The following is a 21,471-nucleotide window of genomic DNA, read 5'->3' on the forward strand; positions in this document are numbered from 1 at the left end:
TCCACTTTGACACATGTCTGTGTGGATTGGCAGTGTTTCTTGCGCGCGCCGGCTGCTCGGCGCGGTGTCGGGGCGGCTGCCGGCGCAGCGCCACGCGGGCGGGGTTCGCGGCGGCCATCGCACGCGAACCCCGAAGGGTTCAGCCGTTCATCGCTTCAGCCCGCGCTGCTCGCCCGGCGTGAGCGACTGCATCTGCGCGGTGGTGAGCGCGCCCGCGCCGAGCACCTGCACCACGCCCTTGGGGTCGTAGGCCGCGCCGGTGTGCTCCCGGCCCTCACCGCCACGGCCACTGCCCTCGCCGCCCGCCGGTTCGTTGCCGAAGCCGAGCACGCGCACGGTGAACACCGAAGGCAAGGCCTGGCGCGCCGCGGTGCGCTCGCGCTGCAACGCCTCCTGCGCCGCGGCACCGGCCTGCGCGGCCGCCGCGCTGGCGTTGGTGAGAGCGCCCACGTTCACCGCCGCCACCACCGGAATGCCGGTGGACTTGCCCTGCACCTGGATGTTCTCGGCATTGACCACGCGCAGCGCCGCCAGGTTCACGTTGCCCGACACCCGGATGCCCGCCTCGCCCGCATCGATGGTGCCCAGCGGCGCGATCAGGTCGATGTCGCCCGGCGGCACTTCGGGAATGGGGTTGAGCGTGGCGATGCCCGCGCCGGTGTTGGGCGTGGTCGGCGACAGGCTGACGTTGCCTGCGTCGTCGTACAGGCGCCGCTGCGGCGTGTAGACCACGGTGGACTTGGAGCCGCGGCCGGCGTTGATGTCGCCTTCCGCCGACCAGGCCAGGATGCCGCCGCCGAAGGTGGTGAAGATGCGGCTCTGCCCCAGCAGGATGCTGCCGAGCGAGTAGATCTGCACCTCGCCCGCGCCCTGCGTCAGCACGCCCGAGCCCTCGCCCGGCACGAAGCCGCCGTCCACCCCCACCAGCGTGCGGCCGCCCGGCGCGAGGATGTTCACGTTGCCGCCGAAGTTGGTGTGGATGCCGGCATCGAGTGCGTCGTACACGCCGATGTCGTTGGGCCGGCCGGCCGCGTTCCATGCGTCGCGCCGCAGGTAGCTGCGCCCGGCCTGCGGCCGCTTGGTGAACGGGTCCGAGCTGCCGAGGTAGTAGTTGGCGCTGCTGAACATGGTCAGGTCGCCCTGGTAGCGGCGCGCGCCGCCGTCGGCACCGTGCGACGGGAACAGCGTGGCGATGGCCTCGCGGCCGCGCAGGTAGCTGCCCCGGCGCGGGCCGCCCTCTTCGTTGTACTCGCGCCCGCCGGCCCGCAGTTCGGCGTAGTACACATTGCGCAGGTACACCTGCTGCTGCTCGGGCGGCAGCGCGGCAAAGAAAGCGCGCGCGTCCATGGTCGCGGCATCGAAGTGCCGGCCCTGGCCGTTGCTGCCGCCGAAGCGCTCGCGCAGCCAGTTCACCAGGTGCAGGCCCTTGGCCAGGCCGAACTCGCGCGCCAGGTCGCGGCGCGTGTTGCCACCGCCTTCGCTGCCGCGCCTGCCGTCGATCTCGGCCTGCTTGCGCGCCAGGTAGGCATCGGCGCCGGCCTCGTCGCCACCGTAGCCGAACTGCTGCGACAGCCAGCCGGCCAGCGTCAGTTCGCCGCCGTAGCTGTACAGCGCGGTGCCGGGCTGGTCGGCAAAGGGCTGGCCACTCACCGCGCGGCGCTTCGGATCGAGGTAGCGCGCGGCGAAGGCGGCCCAGTCGGGTCCGTCGCGGCCCACGCCCACCGCCACCGAAATGCCGGCGCCGCTGCTGCGGTCGCCGGGCTTCACGTTGACGATGGCGCCCAGGCTCTTGAGCTCGCCCTTGTCGGCCATGTACACGTCGCGCCCGGCGCTGAGCGCCAACTCGCCGGGGCCGGCGATGTGGAAGCTGCTGTTGCGGATGTCGCGCCCGGCCTCCACCACCGACACATCGCCGGCATGGCGATGCACGATCAGGTTGCCGCGCGCCGAACCGACGTTCAGCATCTGCGGCTGCGGCGACAGCTCCGGCTTGCCGGGGAAGTAGCGTGCATACCAGCCCACGGCCTCCTGCGGTACGCCGTCGACCTCGCCCAGCGCGGTGCCGGCACCGTCGATGTCGCGGCCGGCGCGGATCGCCACCGGGCCGCTGCCTTCGTACCAGATGCCGATCGGCGTCGCCACGCCGGTGCTGGAGCCGCGGTAGACGATCGAGCCGGTGCGCAGGCCCACGATGTCGCCTTCCACCGCATAGAAGCGCGAAGGCTGCTGGCCCGTCGGTGCCACGTCGGCCACGCTGGGCGAGGTGAGCGTGAACAGCGGGAAGCGCAGCGACGAGTTCTGGCCTCCCCCGGCCACGCTGGACAGCAGCGCGTCGGCGGCCGCGTTGTGGATCACCTCGCGGCCATACCAGAGCGGGTCGCCCAGCGCGGCAAAGCCCGGCTGGAACGGATTCACCAGCCGCGACGGATCGGCCCCCGAGGGCGTGATGGTGTAGCCCGCCGCGTGGATCGAGTCGCGCGCCAGCAGCTCCAGCTGCGCGTTGCGCTGCACTGCGTACTGCGGTCCGACAGGCGACGGCGCCAGCGTCAGGCTCCAGGGCGACAGCAGCGGCCCGCCGGTGGAGACATCGCGCGCGCCCGAGCTCGCGTTGCCGTAGTACAGGCTGCCGCTGGCGGCCACCGCGCGCAACACCGCCGGGTACACGAAGCGCCCGTCGGTGGCCTCGTGGTTGGTGCGATCGGCCAGGTCGGTCCAGCCCAGCGTCGGCGTGAGGTTGCCGCCGGCGCTGAAGAGATCGATGGCGGTCGACGGCGTCCACAGCGAGAACCAGCTCCAGCCCTCGCCCTGGTACTGCTTGCCGTTGGCGCTGAAGGGTGTGCCGTGGGTGAGCGTGGGCACGCGCCCCGGATCGGCCACGCCGCCGAGCACCAGGTCGCCGCGCGCATCGAGCCGCACGCCGGCATCGCCGGGAATCAGCACCGGGCCGCCGGAGGCGATCGACGAGGTGGCGACGTAGGGGTCCTGCGCGCGGGAGTCCTTCGGGGCGGCAAACCCGAAGTCGAGCTGGATGCCGCCCACCGCGCCGCTTTCCAGCCGCAGCGCGCCGCGCAGGTTGGCGAAGACCCCGTTGAGGTCCAGCCGCATGCGCTCCAAGCGCGAGACGCTGCCGGCCTGCCAGGTGGTGCTGGTGGGCAGTGCGCGCACTTCGGGTGCCGGGTTCAGCGTGCCGCCGATGCGCACGTCCAGGTCGCCGCCGCCGGTCAGCAACAGCTCGCCCGAGCGCGTGACGCGGCCGGTGCTGCCCACCGCGAGATGCAGGCCCTGGCTGCGCGACACGTAGGTGCTGCTGTAGTCGCCCATCTGCTCCATCATCCCGGCGTTGCCGCCGGTCTCGAACACCAGGTTGCCGCCACCCAGCGTGCCGATGCCGGTAAAGCCGACCAGCGAGGGCCAGAGGCCGCCGAGGTCATAGGTCGAGCTTTCGTTGCCCGCGACGTAGCTGCCGAAGTTGATCCACCAGGCGGTGGGCACGCCATCGGCGCCCGGCACCACGCTGCCGGTGCCCTGGCGCCAGAGCCAGTTGCCGAGCATGGCGCTGGGCGGCTGTCCGCGGAACACGCCCAGTTCGTCGGTGGTGCGGCGCACGTTGCCCCGGGTGCCGATGGTGTCGCCGCGCGCATCGCCCTGCACGCGCACGCGCAGGTTGCCGCCGTGGTCGGGGTACCAGGCGCGGTACAGGTTCTGGCTGTCGACGAACTGCTCGAAGATCGGGTAGTCGCCGTCGAGCACGTTGCCGCTCGGGCCCTTGGCGCGCGGCAGGTTGAAGTCGGCGTCGTCGGTGCGCGCCGATGCGCGGGTGCCGGCGGTATAGATGCCGTAGGGCGAGCGCTGCGTGAAGTCGTTGCCGGCCAGCAGGTCGAGGTCGCCGGTGCCGGTGCGCACCACGCTGAACAGCGGCTGGCGCACGGGGAAGGACTTGAAGTTCCAGACCTCGGGGGTCTCGGAAACGAGGTCGCAGTAGCCGAAGTCGCACATGCCCCACGACACCTCCTCCGGCGTGAGGATCGCGCCCTTCCCGCCATACCCTTCGTCCGCGGCCAGTTGGTTCCAGGCCCAGACCTTGCCGCCGGAAACCAGCTCCTTCGTGAAGCCGTTGCCGTAGTGCGTGTCGCCCAGCAGCAGGTCGCGCTGCGGCCCGCGCGACTGCAGCGCGCGGCTGTCGGCGGCCTGCGTGTCGGCGCCGGCCACCAGGCGCATCGACCACGACTGCGAGCCCTCGGCCAGCATCGGCGCGATGGCGAAGTTGCGGCCCTGGTTGCCGTCGGCATCGGCCAGCCGCAGCTTGACCGACGCCACGCCGCCGGGCAGCTTGACGATAGTCTCGGCCGGGATGACGGCGCCGCGCCGCAGCGCCACCTCGCGCGCCAGCACCGGGCCGTTGTAGCGATAGAAGGGCGGCTGGTTGACGTCCATCACGGCGCCGTTGGGGAACGGCAGCGGCACGCCGGCCGGCCACAGCATCTGGCCGACCTTGGCCGCGCCCGCCAGGCGCACGCCGGGGTCGAGCTGCATGTTGACGCCCAGCACCAGCGGCTGCGCCAGCACGGTGCCGGCCGCATGGATCACGTTGCCGGCGGCATCGCGCACCGCGCCGCCGAGCACGGTGCCCGCGGGCAAGGTGTAGCTCTCGGTCAGCACCGCGCGCACCGGCAGCACGGTGCCCGCGGCCAGGCTCATGGGCTTCAGGGGCGCATCGAAGTTGAGCGCGCGGCCGGGCTGCAGGAAGGTGTCTTCGGCCAGCGAGACGGCACCGCCGCGCGGCACCACCACGTCGCCGCCGAAAGGCACGCGCCCCTTCAGCAGCACCCAGCCGTCGTCGTCGCGGGTGACCGGCAGCGCCGAGGTGTCGAAGCCGTCGTTGATGCTGCCGTAGATTTTCAGGTTGCCGCCCGCGCGTATCGCCAGCGCGCCGGCCTCGCCCGAGCCATGCACGCCGGTGCGCTGCGTGCGCGCATTGAGGCTGTCGTAGCGGAAGCCCGAGAGGTCGAGGTCGCCGTCGATCTGCAGGTCGCCGTCGGGCGTCTTGCTGACGATCTGAACGCCGGGGCGCAGATGGAAGGCATCGCCGTAGGCACGCAGGCCACCGAGCCTGCGGTTGACCAGGTCGCCGTTGGCCAGCGCGTTGCGCATGAAGTCGACGCTGTCGTCGTGCTTGGCCTGCAGGTAGGCCTGGTCGATGCGCTGGTAGGGCCGCCCGCTGGCATCGGGGTCGGTGCCCATGGGCGCGTCGTCGTAGCGGAAGAAGCCGTTGACGTTGACCGTGCGCGCGCCGTCGATGCGCAGCGTGCCGCTGGCGTCGATGTCGATGTCGCTGCCGCGCGCGCCACCCAGGCGCGGCGCATTGAGCTCCACCGTGCCGAAGGCGCGCGGCGTGCCGTCGGTGCCGGCGCGCAGGTCCATGCGTGCGCCGTTCTGCAGCACCAGGCGGCCGCTGCCGCTGTCGATCTCGATGATGGCGCGGTTGGGCGCCTCGATGGCCTGGCCGTAGCTGTCCACGCGCAGCCGCGAGCCGTGCGCATCGAGCAGCGCGTTGCCGGCGATGGTGACGCCGTCGCGCGCCGCCAGCCGGATGCTGCCGACCTGCACGCCGCCGGCGTCCACCTTGCCTGCCACGGTGAGGTGGCCACCATCGACCGAGAGATTGATCTCGCGCGCCTTCAGCTCGTCGCCCACCGTCAGGTCGCCCTGCTTGAGCTGGAAGCTGCGTTCGCCGAGCACGCCGCCGTCGGTCAGGCGGCGGTTCAGGCCCGCGAAGTCGGCAAGGCGCTGCGCGCGCACGTCGATGCGCCCGGCCGCGTAGGGCACCGGCGTGCCGCCGGCGTCGTATTCGCCGCTGCTGCCACCGGCGATGCGGCCCAGCAGCTCGACGTTGCCGGCACCCGCGTCGAGCGCGGTAGCGGTGAGCTTGCCGGCGCGGTTGTTCTGTGCCGACATGTCGATCTGCGCGCCCTGTGCCAGGCGCACATTGCCCTTGCGGCTTTCGATCTCCACGTCGCCGCCCCAGCTGTACTTGTCGACGTCGAAGAAGCGCAGGCGCCGGCCGGCCAGGTCGAGCCGCGCGCCGTCCTGCAGTTGCACGTCGCCGTCGGCGCGCAGCACCAGCTTGCCGCTGGGCAGCACGACCGAGGTGTCGAGCGCCACGCTGCGCCCGTCGATGGCTATCTCGGCGCCCAGCGCGCGCGAGGCCTCGGCGTCGGTCAGCGTGCCGGGCTGCGCGCCCTGGGGCGCGGCCACGCGCACGTCGCCGCCAGCCTTGTAGCGCATCACCGAGCCGGCATCGCCGGTCAGCAGCGGGGTGTCGATGCGCAGCGTGCCGCCCGTGCGCACGTAGCCCTTGGTGGCCTCGTCCCACGCGCCCTGCGACTGGTAGACCGAGAGCGATCCCTTGTGGCGCGCCGTGACCTGCTCGCTGGCATTGAGCCGCACTTCGCCGAAGCCCAGCACCAGCCGGTCCATCTCGTGCACGGTGTCGACGCGCATGCCGCGCGCGGCGCCCAGCTCGATGCGCCGGGCGTCGATCTGCAGCCGGCCGCTGCCGGTGCCCGCGCCGCCCGCGGCCACCAGGCCGGGCGGCGTGTCGGTGCCGTTCCACACCAGCACGTCGGTGTGGATGCGCGCCACGTCGTCCGCGCCGCCCCAGCCGTGGATGGCGGGCGTGGTCAGCATCAGGCGCTCGATGGGTGACTTGCCGGTGGCGGGGTCGATGGTCGACAGCTGCGCCGAGCCGAAGAAGTTGACCGCATCGCGCACGGTGAGCACCAGGTTCTCCAGCGCGGGCGCGCCGGTGCTGGTGTCGCCGCGCAGCAGGCGGTCGAGCAAGGGCTGGTTCAGCGTCAGGCCCGGCGGCAGCGCGCCGCGCGCCGCGGCATCGGCCAGCGCGCGCTCGCTGCCGACGTTGATGCCGCCCAGCGCCAGCACCAGGTTGCGCGTGCCGTAGCGCGAGCTTTCGCCCAGCGTGAAGGACTGGTCGGTGGCGGCGGTGATGGTGCCCTCCGAGTACAGCCGTGCGCCGGCATTGCAGTTGCCGGTGCTGGTGCACACGCCGATGTCGATGCGGCCGGGGCCCGTTTCGCCGCCGGCCGAAGCGGACGGCGGCCGCACGTCGAGCCAGCCGTTGGACACCGCCAGCACGCTGCGCAACCCCGGGCTGTAGATGTAGCCGCGGCGCGAGTCCCAGGCGGCCGGCCCGCGGCCCAGCGTGTCGATGCCGGCACCGGACTCGATGGTGATGCCCGAGTCGCGGCGGTCGGTGACCAGGAACACTTCGCCCGCGCGCAGCACCGCGCCTTCACGCAGCACGATGCCCTCGGCGGCACTGCCGAAGCCGAGGTTCCTGGCGTCCTTCAGGCGGTCGGCCGCCGAAGGGTCCAGCACTGTCGTTCCTACCGGTGCGCCGCCGATGTTCAACTGCGCGGCACCGATGGCGTTGAGGTCGCGCGCATGCAGCGAGGTGCCCTTGTAGCCGGGCGTGGGCGCGGCGCCGTCGGCCAGCACCTCGAAGCTGCGGCTCCATCCGCCGAGCACCAGCGCCGTGCCGCCCATGCCGTCGCCCACCGGGGCGTAGCGCGTGGTGCCGGCGAAGCGCAGCGAGGGTTCGCCGGGCACCTCGCCCGGCTTGCCCTTCAAGCCGAATTCAAGGCGCAGCGACTTGGCGTCGCGCTCCACCAGCGGACGCGGCACGCCGTCGCGCATCGCCTGCGCCACGGCAAAGTCGGCATAGCCGGTCTCGTTGTACTGCGCGTAGGTACGCAGCACGTCGGCCGGCGTGAACACCGCCTGCTGCGGCAGCGCATCGTGGATGCCGGTGCCGGCCACGCCCAGCTGCGCGGGCGCGGTGTAGGAGCCGTTGCGCATGGCGGTCGAGCTGCCCGGCGCGCCGACCTGCGACGCCAACCCGTTGAGCTCGACGCGGAAGGCGCCCGGCAGCAGCGCATAGGTGGAAGGCATCAGCGTGTAGGTGCCCGGCGGCAGGCCGGGCACGCCGGCGCCGATGGTGATCTGCCGGCCCACCGCCGGATCGCTCGCGCCCTTCTCGCCCTTGAGTGGCGCCTGCAGCGGCTGCGCGCCCGGCACGATGGCGTAGACCGGGTTGGTGGCCAGCGTGGGCAGCACGAAGCCCTTGCGCTGCGCGCCGATCTGCACCAGCGGGTGCATGCGTGCATCGGTGGAGCCGCCGCGGCCGGCCAGGAAGGCGGTGCCGGTGAGCGTGCCGCCGCCCGACATGTCGAGCACCGCGCCCTCGCGCACATCCACCGCGTGGCCGGACAGCGTGATGGTGGGGCCGACGCCGGGCACGCGGTAGATCACGTCCTTGCCGTTGAAGAGATAGGTCAGCCCGTCCTGCGTGCCGCCGTAGGGCATGAGCAGCCCTTCGGCGCTGATCGAGGTCAGGCTGCCCGCGTGCAGTTGCACCGAGCTGGCGGCGGCCGAGTCGAGGGTGTTGCCCAGCGTGATGCTGCCCAGCGGCGCGCGCAGCACGCCGCGCTGCTCGATGTTGGCTGCGTAGAAGGTCATGCTGCCGAAGGCCGACTGCGGCATGGCCGGCGTGTCGTCCACACGCTCGATCACCAGCCTGCGGCGCATGTCGAGCTCGACCTGGCGCACGCCCCATTTGTCGAGGAAGCTGCGCTGGCCGACCTGCACCAGCCCGCTGTCGCCGGTGGCCGGATAGATCTGCGCCGCCGCCAGCGTGAGGTCGCCCGGCACGTAGAACCTGGCCCCGTTCGAAAAGCGCAGGTCGCCGCTGCTGCGCAGCAGCGTCTGGTCGAAGGCGTTGCGCTCCACGACCAGGTCTTCGGGCACGTTGCGCACGATGGTGCCGCGCACGCCCTGCTGCACCGAGCCCACCAGGTCGATGAGCTGCGCGTCAAGGCGCAGCGAACTGCCAGCCGACACCAGCGGCACGCCGAGGGTGCCGCCCCCCTCGCCGGCGTTGCGCGAGCCGGTCACCGGGTTGGGCAGGATGTAGTCGTCGGGCTGCGCGCGCCCGCTGCCGGCCATGCGGATGTAGGGCGCGGCCAAGGCCACGCGCGCATCGGGCCTGGCCGCATCGGCCAGGGCCAGCGCGCTGGTGGTCAGGCGCAGGCTCTGGCCCAGCGAGAGATCGACGCTGCCGTCGAAGGACAGCATGCCGTGGCTGAGCAGCGAGAGGTTGTCGAAGCCGCCGTCGTGGATGCGATCGACGCCGATGCGCGCGGCGCCGTAGGCCAGCGCGCGATGCGCTTCGCCGGGACGCAGGTCGGCGGCATCGGCGACCGCGCTGCGGCCCTGCACCTGTGCCAGCAGCATCTCGCGCGGCACGCGCACCGCGTCGTCGACATTCGCGCCCTTCAGGCTGTAGCGCGCCACCAGGCCGTAGATGGGCGTGTCCAGGTTCAGTGCCAGCGTGCCGCCGGCCGCGCCCGCGCCACCCGCGGCGGCGCGCATGTCGCCGTCCAGGAACAGGCCGCGGAAGGAACTGAGCGCGATGGTGCCGCCATGGCTGGCGACATCGGTCGCGCCGCGGCCCGGCAGGTCGAGCGTTGCCGACGTGCCCGAAGCCTCCAGCCGCGCACCGGGGCGCAGCACCACGAAGGCATCGGCCGCGTCCACCTGCGCGGCATCGGGCACGTGGCGCGCGCCGATCTCGATGGTGCCGCCGTTGGCCACCTGGCCGTAGCGGCGGCCCAGCACATCGGTGACCACCACCGGTCGCGCGGCGACGTCGATCAGTGCGTGCTCGCCGATCCAGTAGGAGCGCGCGTTGGGCATGCCGTCGGCCAGGTTGCGCTGGTTGCCGATGCCGTGCTCGCCCGGCAGCAGCGAGACGCGCCCGCCCCAGGCCGAGAGCGTGCCATCGACCGTGACCTGGTCGTTGCCGCGCAGCGTGAGCGTGCGGCCGGGATCGAGCGCGATGTGCGCGCCCTCGCCCACCACCAGCGGCGCGCGCTGGTAGACGGTGCCGGCCTCCAGCGTCAGGTCGGCGCCGGCGCGCTGGGTGAGCTTCTGCTTCAGCGGATCGTCCTGGTACACCGGCGGGGTCCACAGCGGCAGTGCGGCGGACGGGTCCGCGCCAGTGGGCATGAGCGCGCCAGCGGCCGGGTCGAAGCGCTGCACCGGCATGCGCACATCCACGCGCGTGCCGTCGGCCACGGCCACGCCGTCTTGCCCGCGCACCGTGTACTGCGCGAAGCCGCTCTGGAACAGGCCTGCATCGAGGTTGAGCAGCGGCTGCACCGCGACCGCACGCGGCAACGTCTTGCCGGCGGCGATCAGCGTGCCGGCAGGCATCACCGTGTCGGCGGAAGCCAATGCACCAGCCTTGTACGACGTGGTCTTGGCCGGAATCGGCAGGCCCGAGGGGAACACGTCCTTGGGCACGACATAGCCCTTGGCCAGTTCGCTGATGCCCACCAGCACGGTGCCGGACGGCACCATCTGGCCGGCCTCGTAGATGTTGCCGTCGACCAGGTACACCTCGGTGTCCGGGGGCACCACCCAGTTGGCGCCGGTGGTGAGGGTGCGGTTGGGGCTGACGTCGGGTTGCACGGCCTCCTTCAGCGCCAGGCCCGGAAGCGCGCGCGACACCGTGATGGAAAAGTCCATCGGGATCACGCTGCCGGCCGCGATCAAATAGTCGCCGGCCAGCCGCAGGTGCACGCTGCTGCTGCGCCCTGCCGCGAGCTGCCCGTCGCTGCCGGCGGGCAGCTGGCCGATGCTGATGGCCGTGCCGGTGGCCAGCGTGAGCTTGCCACCGCCCTTCACGCCATGGCCGCGCACTTCGCCGTCCATGCGCAGCGTGCCCGGGCCCACGCCTTCGGAGCCGGGCTGGGCCGCCATCAGCGTCACGTCGCCGCCTCGGCCGCCGCGCAGTTCGTTGCCGGCCATGAGGGCCGCGCCGCCCGACACGTCGATCAGGCTGCGCGCACCCAGCGCGACATCGCCGGTGCTGCGCACCGTGACCTGCCCGCCGTCCACGTAGGGCAGGCCATCGATGCGATCGGGCGACTGCGCGATGTTGCTCCACAGGCCACGCGCATCCAGCCGCACGCCCTCGCCCACCGCCACGCGCGGCTGGTAGCCGGCGGACAGCATGTCGGCGATGGAGATGTCGACCCAGCTGCCGCCGTTGACGCTGGCGAACCGGCTCACCAGGTCGCCCAGGGCGATGACGCCGCCGCGCGCGACCAGGTCCGCATCCACCGCCACCGTGGGCGCGTGCAACGCGATGGTGCCGCCAGGCGCGACGGTGATGGCCGACTTGACGGCCACCGTGTCGTTCGCATACGCGACGACGCCGCCCAGGCGCTGGCGCCGCAGCCAGCCGCTGTCGATCTGCACGTGGCCCTTGAGGTCCGTTGGCAGCGCGGCGCCGGCGGCCAGCGCATCGCCCAGCGAAGGGGGCGAGGCTGGCGAGCCCGATGCGTCGGCGAAGGTGACGCGGTCGACCCGCGCGGAGGGGTTGTCGCGCAGCAGCCCGGTGGTGGCGTCGTAGACCGGCGCCACGCCGCCGATGACCAGGCGCCCGGCCAGCGGTGCCGCGGCCTGCAATTGGCGGTAGCTGTCCAGGCCCGCATCGCGCTTGCGCTGCTGGCGGTCGCCCTGGAACACGGTGGCGTCGATGTCGCCCTCGAGCACCGCGGCGCGGGTGCCGACCTGCACCTGGCCGGCATCGCGGCCCACGGTGTAGCCGTTTTCCATACGCTGGCGCGGCGCGATCAGCGCGTTGTAGAAGAAGCCGGTGGTGTTCTTGCCCCAGCGCGCGTGCTCGTCCTCGAAGCCGCGGTACAGGCCGGTGTAGCTGATGTCCGCCGGCGCGGTCGACAGGTTGTACAGGCGCCCGTCGTTACCCTTCAGCCAGCTCTGCTGCAGCAGGCCGGTCTGCACATTCAGCGTGCCGCCGGCCACGTTGATGAGCGAGCCGCGCTGCGTGACCAGCTCGCCGCCGGCAAAGGCCACCGTGCCGCCCGATGCGGCCCATTCGCCGACGGTGTGGCCGTCGGTGTTGAGGTAGCCGCCCACTTCCAGCAGCCCGCCGCCGGTGTACCAGCGCTCGCCGGCATAGCCGTTGACGCCCGGCGCCACGCGCACGAGGTCGCGGCGGTCGATCCACATGTCGAGGTTGTTCAGGCGCTTGCTGTCGCGGTTGAGCGGCGCATCGCGCTGCTCGTTGCCCTGCACGTTGATCTTCACGTTGTTGGACGCCATGGCCACGCTGACGCCGACCGCGCCGGCCACGTCGATGGCGGCACCGCTTGCCACGCGCGTGCGGCGCTCGGCGCGCGCCTGCACCTGGCCGCCGGTGGCCAAGGTGAGCGAGCCGCCGTCGAAGTTGATGTCGCCGGCCGAATCGATCTTCACCAGCGACTGGTCGCGGCGGTTGTAGCCGCCGTCACTCAATCGCATCGAGTCTTTCAGCAGGGCGTCGCGCTGCACGTCCAGCGCGGTCGCGCCGTCGGTCTCCAGCATGACGGCCGTGATGCCCTGCGGCGCCAGCGTCACGCGGGCCTCGGTCGCATCGCCCAGCGCCCTCAGGTGCACCGTGCCGCGGGTGTTGACCGAGGTGCTGGACAGCAGCACGCCCTGCTGCTCCACCGTCTTGCCGACCAGGGTCACGTCGCCCGTCGGGGCGGCGATCAGGCCGGTGTTGCGCACGCGGCCGGCGGCGCTGCCGGCCAGGCGCAGCGGATCGACCTCGTTGCCGCGCGTGCTCGAGTCGCTGTTGCCGTCGGTGCCCATGCCCTTGCGGATCACGAAGGCGTCGCCGGCGGCCAGCACGGTCTGGCCACTGGCCGTGGTGATGCTGCCGTGGTTGTGCGCCTCGCGCCCGGCCAGCAGCACGTAGCCACCGCCTTCGGTCACGCTGGTGGGCCGGCGCGTGGCAATGCGCGCACCGGGCTCCACCACCACGTCGGCGGTGGCCGCGCCGTGGCTGGCGCTGGTGGCATCGAGCACCAGGTCGTTGGCCAGCACTGGCACCTGGCTGCTGCCGCGCGCTTCGCTGTATAGGCCCTTCCTGAACTGCGCGTCGGTCATGCCAACGGCCGCGGCCACCAGGTTGCGCGTGTCGACCTGGCTGCTGCCGCTGAACACGATGCCGTTGCGGTTGACCACCATCACCGTGCCGTCGGCCTGAATCTGCCCCTGGATCTGCGAGGGCCGCGCCTTCGGGTCGTTCACGCGGTTGAGCACGGACCAGCTGGCCTGCTGGTCGAACTTCAGCGTGGTGTTGCGGCCGACGTTGAAGGTCTCCCAGTTGAGGATGGCCTTGTCGCCCGTCTGCTCGACCGTGACCACCGTGCGACCCGCCACCTGCCGCTGCGAATCGGCAGTGAGCGGACGCGCGTTGAGCCAGCCGGCGGTGAGCGAGTTGGCGTCGACCTTCAGGCCGCCTTCGGCCAGGCCGTCGGGCACCGAGGGATCGTTCTGCGCGGCCGCGCGCGCCGCGGCCTGCGCCGACTGTTGCGCCGCAATGGCGCGCGCCGCGAGGTTCAGGTTGCCGATGGATTGCCGCAGCTCTTCGCTGGCGCGCTGCTGCTGCGCCTGCGGCCCCGACAGCAACGACGCGGGCATGCCGTTGGGCAGCCGGCCCGTGGCGAGCGCGGTGCTCTGCGCCATGTTCTTCTGCGCCATCCAGGCACCGCTGAACGCCTGCTGCGCCTGCGCGCCATCGAACGCGGCACCGCCGGCCAGAAGCAGTGCGACGGCACGCACCAGTGGCGTGAGCCGCACCTGCATCGATGCGGAGCGAGAGGAAAAAGAAGAAGAAGAAGAAGGAGAAGAAGAGGAGGAGGACGACGCGTTCGGCGGATTGCGCCGGGACACCGTGCGGCGGCTGCTGGTGCGTTGCATGCGGACTTCCATGGGTTCGTGTTTCGTTGCTCGGTCGGGGGCCACGAAGCGGCAAGGCCCGTGGACTACCGAGCTATGACAGCGAAGGCCAGGCGCGACTGCACCATGTCACGAAATCTTCACGAACGCGGAGGTTCGGCGCGGGTCGGCGCGGGCCGGTGCTCGTCAGGCGCTGGCGGCGCCCAGCAGCACGATGCCGCCGGGCAACTGCGTGAGTTCGGCGCCGTACACGTCGCGCACCAGGAAGGCCACGTCGTCCAGCCGGTCGATGGAAAAGCTCGCCTGCACGCGGCTGCGGCCCAACGCCTCGCTCGTGAGAATCAGCCGGCCGTGGCGGTAGCGGTTGACCTCCGCCACCACCTGCGACAGCGGCACCTGGTCGAACACCAGCTGGCGGCGCCGCCATGCGATGACCGGGCCGGTGTCCACGCCGGTGACCGCGCCGAGCCCCGCGGGGCCATAGCGCAGCTGCCGCCCTTCGTCGAGCCGCGCATGCTGCGTGCCTTGCGCCACCTCGACCTGGCCCGACAGGCAGGTCACGCAGACTTCGCCGTCGAGATGGCGGATGTTGAAGCGCGCATGCACCGCCGACACCACGCCGCCGCCCGCCGCCACAGTGACGCGCGCGGATGCCGCGCCGCCGGCGAGCACCTCGGCCTCGCCGGAAACCAGGTCGATGCTTTCTCCCGCGCCTTCTTGCGCCGCGCCGTGACGCAGGTTGATGCGCGTCTGCGTGTTCATCTGCAGCACCACGCCGTCGCCCATCGCAACCTCGCGCTGCTCGCCGGTGGCCGTGCGCAAGTCGGCGCCCCATTCGGTCACCGACGGCCAGAGCGCCAGCGGCGGTGACACCGCGAGGTACGCGACCGAGGCCGCCACCGCGCCGCCCAGGAAGGCGCGACGGCCGGGCGCCGGCAGGCGGCGGCGGGCCGCCTCGCGCGCCTCTTGCTGCTGCACGCGCTGCGCGGCCGGCGCCATCGCCTGCCACACCTCGCGCGCCTGCACGAAGGCTTGCGCATGGTCGCGGCTGCGCGCGCACCAGCGACGGAACGCCTGCGCGTCGTCTTCCGTCGCCATTTGCGAGCCGAGCCGCACCACCCAGGCTTGCGCTTCGCGTTGCAGGGTCTTCATGGCGTCCGTCGCTCCGGGTTCATCAGCGGTCATCACACGAAGACTGTTTTCCGGCACCGGGACCGAAGCGCTGGATGAAATCCCTGCCCAGCCGCTCGCAGCAATGCTCCAGGCCCGCACGCAGTTCCTTCTCGACAGTGCGGGCCGACACGCCGTAGCGCGCCGCGATGTCCTTGTGCGGCATCTCGTCGACGCGCGCCGCCAGCACGATGGCGCGGCGACGGCGCGGCAACTCCGCCAGCGCGCGCTCCAGCGCCTCGAGTTCGTTGCGCGCCTCGGCGCTGCGCGCCGGGTCCGCCGCCTCGTCGGCCATGTCGTACAGCGCCTCGACCTCGCCCACGCTCAGCAGCCGCGAATTGCTCTTGCGCTGGTCTTCCGCCACGTTGAGCGCGATGCGGAACAGATAGGCCGAGGGGTAGCGCACCGCGCTGTGTACAGTGGATTTTTCGACGCGCAGATAGGCTTCCTGCAGCGCGTCGTTGGCCAGGTCTTCCGAGCCGAGGCGAAGGTGCAGGTGCTTGCGGAACTGCGCATAGCGCGCAAGGAACAGCGCACGCAGCGAGGCCTTGATCGATTCGGACATGCGCGTCGCCGCCTCAGCCCCCGGCGCCCACGGCGCCCGCAGCGCTGGTCGCGTGTGCGCCGAGGTAGGGCCGGCAGTCGCGCGCCGGGTCGGGGCGCGGGGTCAGCAGCAGCGTGATGGGCTGTGCCAACGCGGGCGGCGGTGGCGTGTCCAGGCCGAGCGCGCGCAGGCTGGCGAGCACCGTGGCGTCGCGCGCCGGCACGCCGCTGCCTTCGAGCACATGCGCGTCGCTGACGCTGCCCGCCGAGTCGATCCACAGCTGGACCGCGAGTCGGTAGCGGCCGAAAGCGTCGGGCTGCGCGATGCACAGCACGCGCGTGATGGCACCCTGCAGGACGGTCGCGTAGGCACGCAAGGCCGGGCCGCTGCCGGCCAGCGCGGCGCTGGCGGGTTCGTGCGCTTGCTGTTGTTCTTGTTCTTGCGAACTGCCGGTTGGTGCTTGCAGCGGCACGAGCGTGAACGCGTTGGCGCCGGTGTAGCGCGCCGCCAAGCCGGTGCCGGTGAGCATGCGCTGCAACGCGTCGCGCGGCGCGAACTCGCCTTGTACCGGCGACGCTTCGCGGCCTTCGGTGAGGCGGCTGGTGACGAGTACCGAATGGCCAGTGAGACGGCCGAACACGGCGAGGGAACGCGCCAGCGGCTGAGCCGGGAGGTCGAAATGAAGGGGGGCCGCATCGATCGCCATGTCGTCCGGCGATGGTGCTGTTGCCGATGCTGAGGCCGCTGCTGCAGCGTGCGCGGCGCAGATCGCCAGCATCATGACCAGGCACCAGGACAGCGTCAGGGCACCGCCCGATGCGGAAGTACGTGTCATGAGGCGGAGGGTCAACGGCAACAACGAAGAGGTCTGGAGCGGCGACTGTCCGCCGCGCGGCCCGGAGCGGTCCGGGTGAGCGTGCGGGCGAGACTAGCGGGCGTGCGTGACCGACTTGTGACGTTTGGTTTTCGCTTTGGGGGCGGGAGGGGTGGCGTGCGCGAGTCGAGGGTGCGCAGACTTCATCGGTCTCGAAAGGACACAGCCCAAAAAGAAAAGTCCCGTCGCATGGACTGCGCGGGACTTTCAGGAATTGCCAAGGATCAAATCTGGCGGAGAGTGTGACCGCACATTGACCAGGCTGTATGCGGGTTTTTTGCCCGTATTCAAAGACTTCCATCATCCTCACCACCAAACAACGAACGCACCTCGGAATCCGGGCTTTCCCGAAGCGCGTTCCCATCGCAAACCGCCGACATTCGTGTGATTGAAACGAAATGAAAGCGCGACGATGGCTTCCTATAAGCATGACGAGTTTCTGACAAAAAATCTCCACGCCGAGTTTGATAAGAGCTACGCCCCTGGGACTGAGGCGGCAAATGCTGGAATCTATCGGTGTACCGGATGCGGCGATGAGATCGGTATCGCAAAGGGACACAAGCTGCCCCCACAAAATGAACGGCAGCATCCACAAAGGTGTGGCGGGATTCGCTGGCAGTTAGCGGTGTTCGCGATTCAAGTCAAAAATTGATTCGTGAAAAGAAACCGTCCATGAGGCCAGCAACATGACGGCGGAAGAAATTCTCAGCCTCATCGAAGATCGGACGCAGGAATCGCTCTACCTTGAGTTCAAGCGAGGTGATTCCCTGGGCCGACAGAACAATCAGCGCGTAGAACTTCTGAAGGACGTGACCGGTTTTGCCAATGCAGATGGGGGACGCATCATCTACGGCATCGCCGAGAGCCGGCCAGTCGACGGCATCGCCGCTGCAGATAGTTTGGCGCCCCTTGCCGACCCAACCATTACCCGCGAGTGGCTAAGCTCGACAATTCACGATCATGCAAGCCCTAGATTTCACGACTTCGATATCGAAGAGATCGCAGTGGAAGGTGGTCGTGTACTGGTCGTCGACATCAAGGCTGCAGGCACAGCCCATCAGACCCTGCTTGGGGACCTACGCTACTACCAACGAGCTGGCGTCACCACAAGGCCGCTTGAAGATTTTCGCATTCGCGACCTGATGTCGCGCGGCACGCGCCCCCTCGCTGAAGTTGTTGTGCGCACCCAGAACCATGGAATTTCGGCAGATCTTCATCGATACAGTCTTCGAGTGGCAGTCACGAATGTCGGTAACGTTACGATGGAGAAATGGTGGCTGAACGTTGATGTCCCGGCGGTTGCTTTTCATGACTCGCGATACCAAGGCCAGAACCTCGCACGACTTCATGCCTTGTACCAACACATGGCCCAAATGGTGAACCTCCGCGATGGAGGAGAGGTTGCCCGGCTTTCCTTTGGCGATCCTCTAGGCAATGGAGCTCGCTTCATTCTTCACCCGGGCCAATCTCAGAAATATGACCCTGAACCAGGTCACTTTCCGGAGTTCATCATGGAAGTCGACCACGACAACTTTCAGGTGCTGAGTGATATGCAACGTGCACTCACTTGGACCCTGTATTTAAACAATGCTCAGCCAGTCACGGGCATTATTCCCTTTGCTGACTGGTGCCGCTTCTAGGAAGACTGCGGAAAGTTCCGTTCAGCGTGCCGAGCGCTGAAGAATTTTCTTGATCCCTGGTGAGCTCGCACAGCAGCAGCTTCCTTCTTTACCTGTGCGATCAGAGTGGTCGGCGCTAAGGCAAACTACTTCGGTCAGCTCGTTGGTTAAGCCGTCTCGAGGGAGGCCAAAATCGAACCAGCCTCCATGAATATCAGCGCGACTTATCTACGCTGTCTATTGCTTCAGAAAGCTCTCCATGAAAATTTCTCCGAATACGCTCACCTTGAAGCAGTTCTTCTCGGTGGCCAACGAGCAGTTCGTCATTCCAGCTTACCAGCGTCGCTACGCCTGGGGTATGCGACAGCAACGTGAATTATTCGACGACATTCGGCTACTGCCTGCTGGAGATACCCATTTGCTGGGCACGCTACTCCTCTTGTCTGGCACCCACTCACCCCTATTGAACCAGCTGGAACTCGTCGATGGGCAACAACGCGTCACAACCATCTCGATACTGATGGTTGTGCTCGCAGAGCAGTTAGAAAGCAAGGGACTAGAGAAGAAGGCCTACGATCTTCGCAAGCTGCTCGAGTGCGAAACCGGAGAGGGCGACGAGCAACCCAAACTCCAACTAGGCGATCTAGACGACTCGGAGTATCGACGAGTGATGACGGGTGAGTGGGACGAGGATCCCGAGAATCCGCAACTTGTCGCCGCCCGGGAGAACTTTGTATCTTGGTTCGAGGAGTTCACTGCACAGGACCTATCGGCCTTCCAAGGCAAACTTCTAAATTCTGCAGCGTTGATCAGGCTGGACGTCAGTGCCGCCAAGGATGCCTACAAGCTCTTCGAGACTATTAACAATCGCGGCCTGAGACTGAGGCCAACCGATATCATCAAGAATTTCCTTTTGGGCCACGCATCCTCGCTCCCGCCGGGAACACTGGACAAGGTAAAGGATGACTGGCGGAGGTTGATTGTCTCGCTGGACGGACTGGATAGCGATGGCTTCTTTCGCCAATGGCTGGCCAGCAGGTTGCACCGCAAGGTGACCACGGGCAAGGTGGTTGCCGACTTCCGGGCCTACTATCTCAGGCACGTCACCGAGGCCGAAAGCATGACCGAATTTATTTCGGCCAACCTCAAGGATGGTGAAGATGAAGATGGGGAGGACGTAGAAGACGTCGCCGTCTTGGACGATGACACTGCAAAGGCCATCCCGAAGACCAGCAAGGTCAAGCTCATCGTCTTTGCAAAAGAGTTGCGCCGGGCTGCCGAGCTCTATTCGAATTTACTACGGGCGAACACGGCCTCCAAGAAGGTCAATCGTCATATCGAGAACCTGCGGCGCATTAAGGCCTTTCAAGCCTTCACTTGGCTACTGGACATGTTCGGGCGGGATTGCTTGGACGACAAAGCACACGTTCGGTTATTGCGGGTGTTGGAGAATTTCATGATGCGTCGGCACATCTGTGAGAAGCGCTCCAACGAGCTGGAGACGATCTTCGCCGGACTTACGGGCATAGACGATCGCGGCTACGAGCAATCGGTGCTAGCAACCTTCCGAGAGCACACGCCTGATGACGATGAGTTTGAGGCCGCGTTTGCGACCTTCCCCTTCGTGCCCGCCGTGATCGACCGAGCGCGGTACGCTCTTGAGATGTTCGAGTACCAAGCAATCGCGCACAAAAACGAGTACTACCTGGCTTCTCCAGACGACCTAGAACTCGAACACATCATTCCCAAGGCAGCCGAGAAGCTCAGCACCAAGGCAACCCTCGGTGACTGGCCTAGCTATCTCGGCGAGGGCTGGAAGGTTAAGCACACCAAAATGCTGCATCGCATCGGCAACATGACCCTCCTAGCCGACGAACTCAACGTGGTCGCATCAAACAACCCCTTCCTGGCCAAGCGCAAGGAATATTTAAAGTCAAATATTCGGCTTACTCAGGATGTCGCCAAGCTAACTCAGTTCAAGTTCAAAGCGGTCGAAGATCGGTCAAAGTCATTCGCGAAGCTCGCTCTCAAGATCTGGAGAGTCTGACGCCATTGGCAGATGAAAATCCAGCATGCCCAAGGATCTACCGACCGCCGCTCAGGCCTGGGAAGACATCACGTTCTTCTCAATCGACACAAATCTCATCCAGGCCGCCGGCTACAACTTCACGCAAGGCGCGCTACATCAGCTGCCGAATCAACTGCCCGAGTCGATCGGACTGCAGTTACCGGAGATCGTGGTTAGCGAGATCGTTAAGCATCGGATGGAGTCGGTACACAAGGCGCACAAGCTTCTCCAGGGTGCGGCCGATGAACTACACAGGCTGACAACAATTGATGTCTCAGAGGTCCGGGACTCCGTTGAAAAGCTCAACACCATTGAGGCAGCCTCTCAACAGTTTACCCAGCAGATTCACGACTACGCAACCCAATGCCGAGGCGCCGTTCTGCCCACGGCGGGCGTGGACGCAGTAGCAAGCCTGTTCGCCGACTACTTCGCCCAGCGGCCTCCATTCGGCCTAAGCGAGAAGAAGAAGTCAGAGTTCCCGGACGCCATGTGCCTGTGGCAGCTAGACCAGTACGCCAACGACAACGACACTATTGGAATCATCGCGTCGGACGACAAGGGGTGGAAACAATACGCCGCCGAGTCGGATACGTTGTACTGCGCTGGTTCGATCGACGAACTGGCAACACTCTTCGCTGCGACCAACGAACACGCTGAATCCATCAAGATGAAGATTGCAGCCGCGGTCAAGGACGCTGGTTCGCCGTTGGGTACAGCTCTCGCGGACGCCCTAAATCAACACATTGCTGACGCACAGTGGGACGCCTGGGATGTGCACACAGGTTCGGCGTACCGGGTGGAACCGGAGGTCTACGATGCCAATGTCGTCGAGTACAGCATCGACGGCGATATAAGCGTCTGGTCTGCGAAGGGCGCGCCCACCACGTGGATCGTCGAACTGACGGTGCGCGTCAAGGCGAACGTTGACCTGTCCGTTGAGTTTTTTGCCTGGGACTCCATCGACAAGGAAGAACTGAGCCTCGGAGCGGAAGAGTTCGCCACCGAGGAAGAGGTCGATGTCGAGGTCTTCCTGACATGCTCCGACGTGCACCTGGAAACCGAACCGAGCGACTGGGACACCGACATTGAGATCGCGAAGGGTAGTTACTCCCTAGAAGGGTTCGAAGTCGAGTTGGACTACGGACCGCCGGACTACGAGTAATCCCCCGGCCGCAGGCTCCTACGAAAGAAATGGCCCTTCCGGCCAAATCCGGTCGCCGGGCTCCCCGCTGCGGACGCCGGCGAAGGGGTGGCAGAACACTAGCCCCTGCGAACGGTCGCGCGAGCAGGCTGGCGCGCTGGGCGCACCACTGCGGTCAATCGAGCGAAGCCCCGCCCCCGACCGTTGGGCCCCGCTAACACCCCG

At 68.4% G+C, this 21,471-nt stretch carries 8 protein-coding genes; 4 read left to right on the plus strand and 4 right to left on the minus strand.

Annotated features, from left to right (window positions below; genetic code table 11):
* Positions 1-147 precede the first annotated feature (147 nt).
* The 4 genes from DBV14_RS14790 to DBV14_RS14805 all read right to left on the minus strand — a co-directional run bounded on the left by DBV14_RS14790 (position 148) and on the right by DBV14_RS14805 (position 16,379).
* Positions 148-13,851, minus strand: coding sequence for a filamentous haemagglutinin family protein (locus tag DBV14_RS14790; protein ID WP_185546020.1), 13,704 nt, complete (start codon positions 13,849-13,851; stop codon positions 148-150).
* 165 nt (positions 13,852-14,016) lie between these two features.
* Positions 14,017-14,982, minus strand: a complete 966-nt coding sequence (locus DBV14_RS14795) for a FecR domain-containing protein (protein WP_260397038.1) — start codon at positions 14,980-14,982, stop codon at positions 14,017-14,019.
* Positions 14,983-15,004: 22 nt separating this feature from the next.
* On the minus strand, positions 15,005-15,565 hold the full coding sequence (locus DBV14_RS14800) for an RNA polymerase sigma factor (RefSeq protein ID WP_124459921.1): 561 nt from the start codon (positions 15,563-15,565) through the stop codon (positions 15,005-15,007).
* Positions 15,566-15,578: 13 nt separating this feature from the next.
* Positions 15,579-16,379, minus strand: coding sequence for a secretin and TonB N-terminal domain-containing protein (locus DBV14_RS14805; protein WP_124459922.1), 801 nt, complete (start codon positions 16,377-16,379; stop codon positions 15,579-15,581).
* Positions 16,380-16,830: 451 nt separating this feature from the next.
* Between DBV14_RS14805 and DBV14_RS14810 the strand changes: the two genes are divergently transcribed.
* The 4 genes from DBV14_RS14810 to DBV14_RS14825 all read left to right on the plus strand — a co-directional run bounded on the left by DBV14_RS14810 (position 16,831) and on the right by DBV14_RS14825 (position 21,267).
* Entirely contained in the window at positions 16,831-17,070 is a 240-nt protein-coding gene (locus DBV14_RS14810; RefSeq protein ID WP_124459923.1) for a hypothetical protein, read from the plus strand.
* A gap of 34 nt (positions 17,071-17,104) precedes the next feature.
* Positions 17,105-18,058, plus strand: a complete 954-nt coding sequence (locus DBV14_RS14815) for a helix-turn-helix domain-containing protein (protein WP_124459924.1) — start codon at positions 17,105-17,107, stop codon at positions 18,056-18,058.
* Between the two features lie 238 nt (positions 18,059-18,296).
* Entirely contained in the window at positions 18,297-20,084 is a 1,788-nt protein-coding gene (locus DBV14_RS14820) for a DUF262 domain-containing protein (RefSeq protein WP_124459925.1), read from the plus strand.
* Positions 20,085-20,109: 25 nt separating this feature from the next.
* Positions 20,110-21,267: a PIN domain-containing protein gene (locus DBV14_RS14825; RefSeq protein ID WP_124459926.1), complete on the plus strand. Its 1,158-nt coding sequence runs from the start codon at positions 20,110-20,112 to the stop codon at positions 21,265-21,267.
* Positions 21,268-21,471: the final 204 nt, after the last annotated feature.

This window comes from Variovorax sp. KBW07, assembly GCF_003852515.1.
Taxonomy (GTDB): Bacteria; Pseudomonadota; Gammaproteobacteria; order Burkholderiales; family Burkholderiaceae_C; genus Variovorax.

Coding starts and splice junctions, on each gene's coding strand:
- DBV14_RS14790 (WP_185546020.1), bottom strand. CDS start 13,851: ATGCAACGCACCAGCAGCCGCCGCACGGTGTCCCGGCGCAATCCGCCG.
- DBV14_RS14810 (WP_124459923.1), top strand. CDS start 16,831: ATGGCTTCCTATAAGCATGACGAGTTTCTGACAAAAAATCTCCACGCC.
- DBV14_RS14795 (WP_260397038.1), bottom strand. CDS start 14,982: ATGAAGACCCTGCAACGCGAAGCGCAAGCCTGGGTGGTGCGGCTCGGC.
- DBV14_RS14815 (WP_124459924.1), top strand. CDS start 17,105: ATGACGGCGGAAGAAATTCTCAGCCTCATCGAAGATCGGACGCAGGAA.
- DBV14_RS14820 (WP_124459925.1), top strand. CDS start 18,297: ATGAAAATTTCTCCGAATACGCTCACCTTGAAGCAGTTCTTCTCGGTG.
- DBV14_RS14800 (WP_124459921.1), bottom strand. CDS start 15,565: ATGTCCGAATCGATCAAGGCCTCGCTGCGTGCGCTGTTCCTTGCGCGC.
- DBV14_RS14825 (WP_124459926.1), top strand. CDS start 20,110: ATGCCCAAGGATCTACCGACCGCCGCTCAGGCCTGGGAAGACATCACG.
- DBV14_RS14805 (WP_124459922.1), bottom strand. CDS start 16,379: ATGACACGTACTTCCGCATCGGGCGGTGCCCTGACGCTGTCCTGGTGC.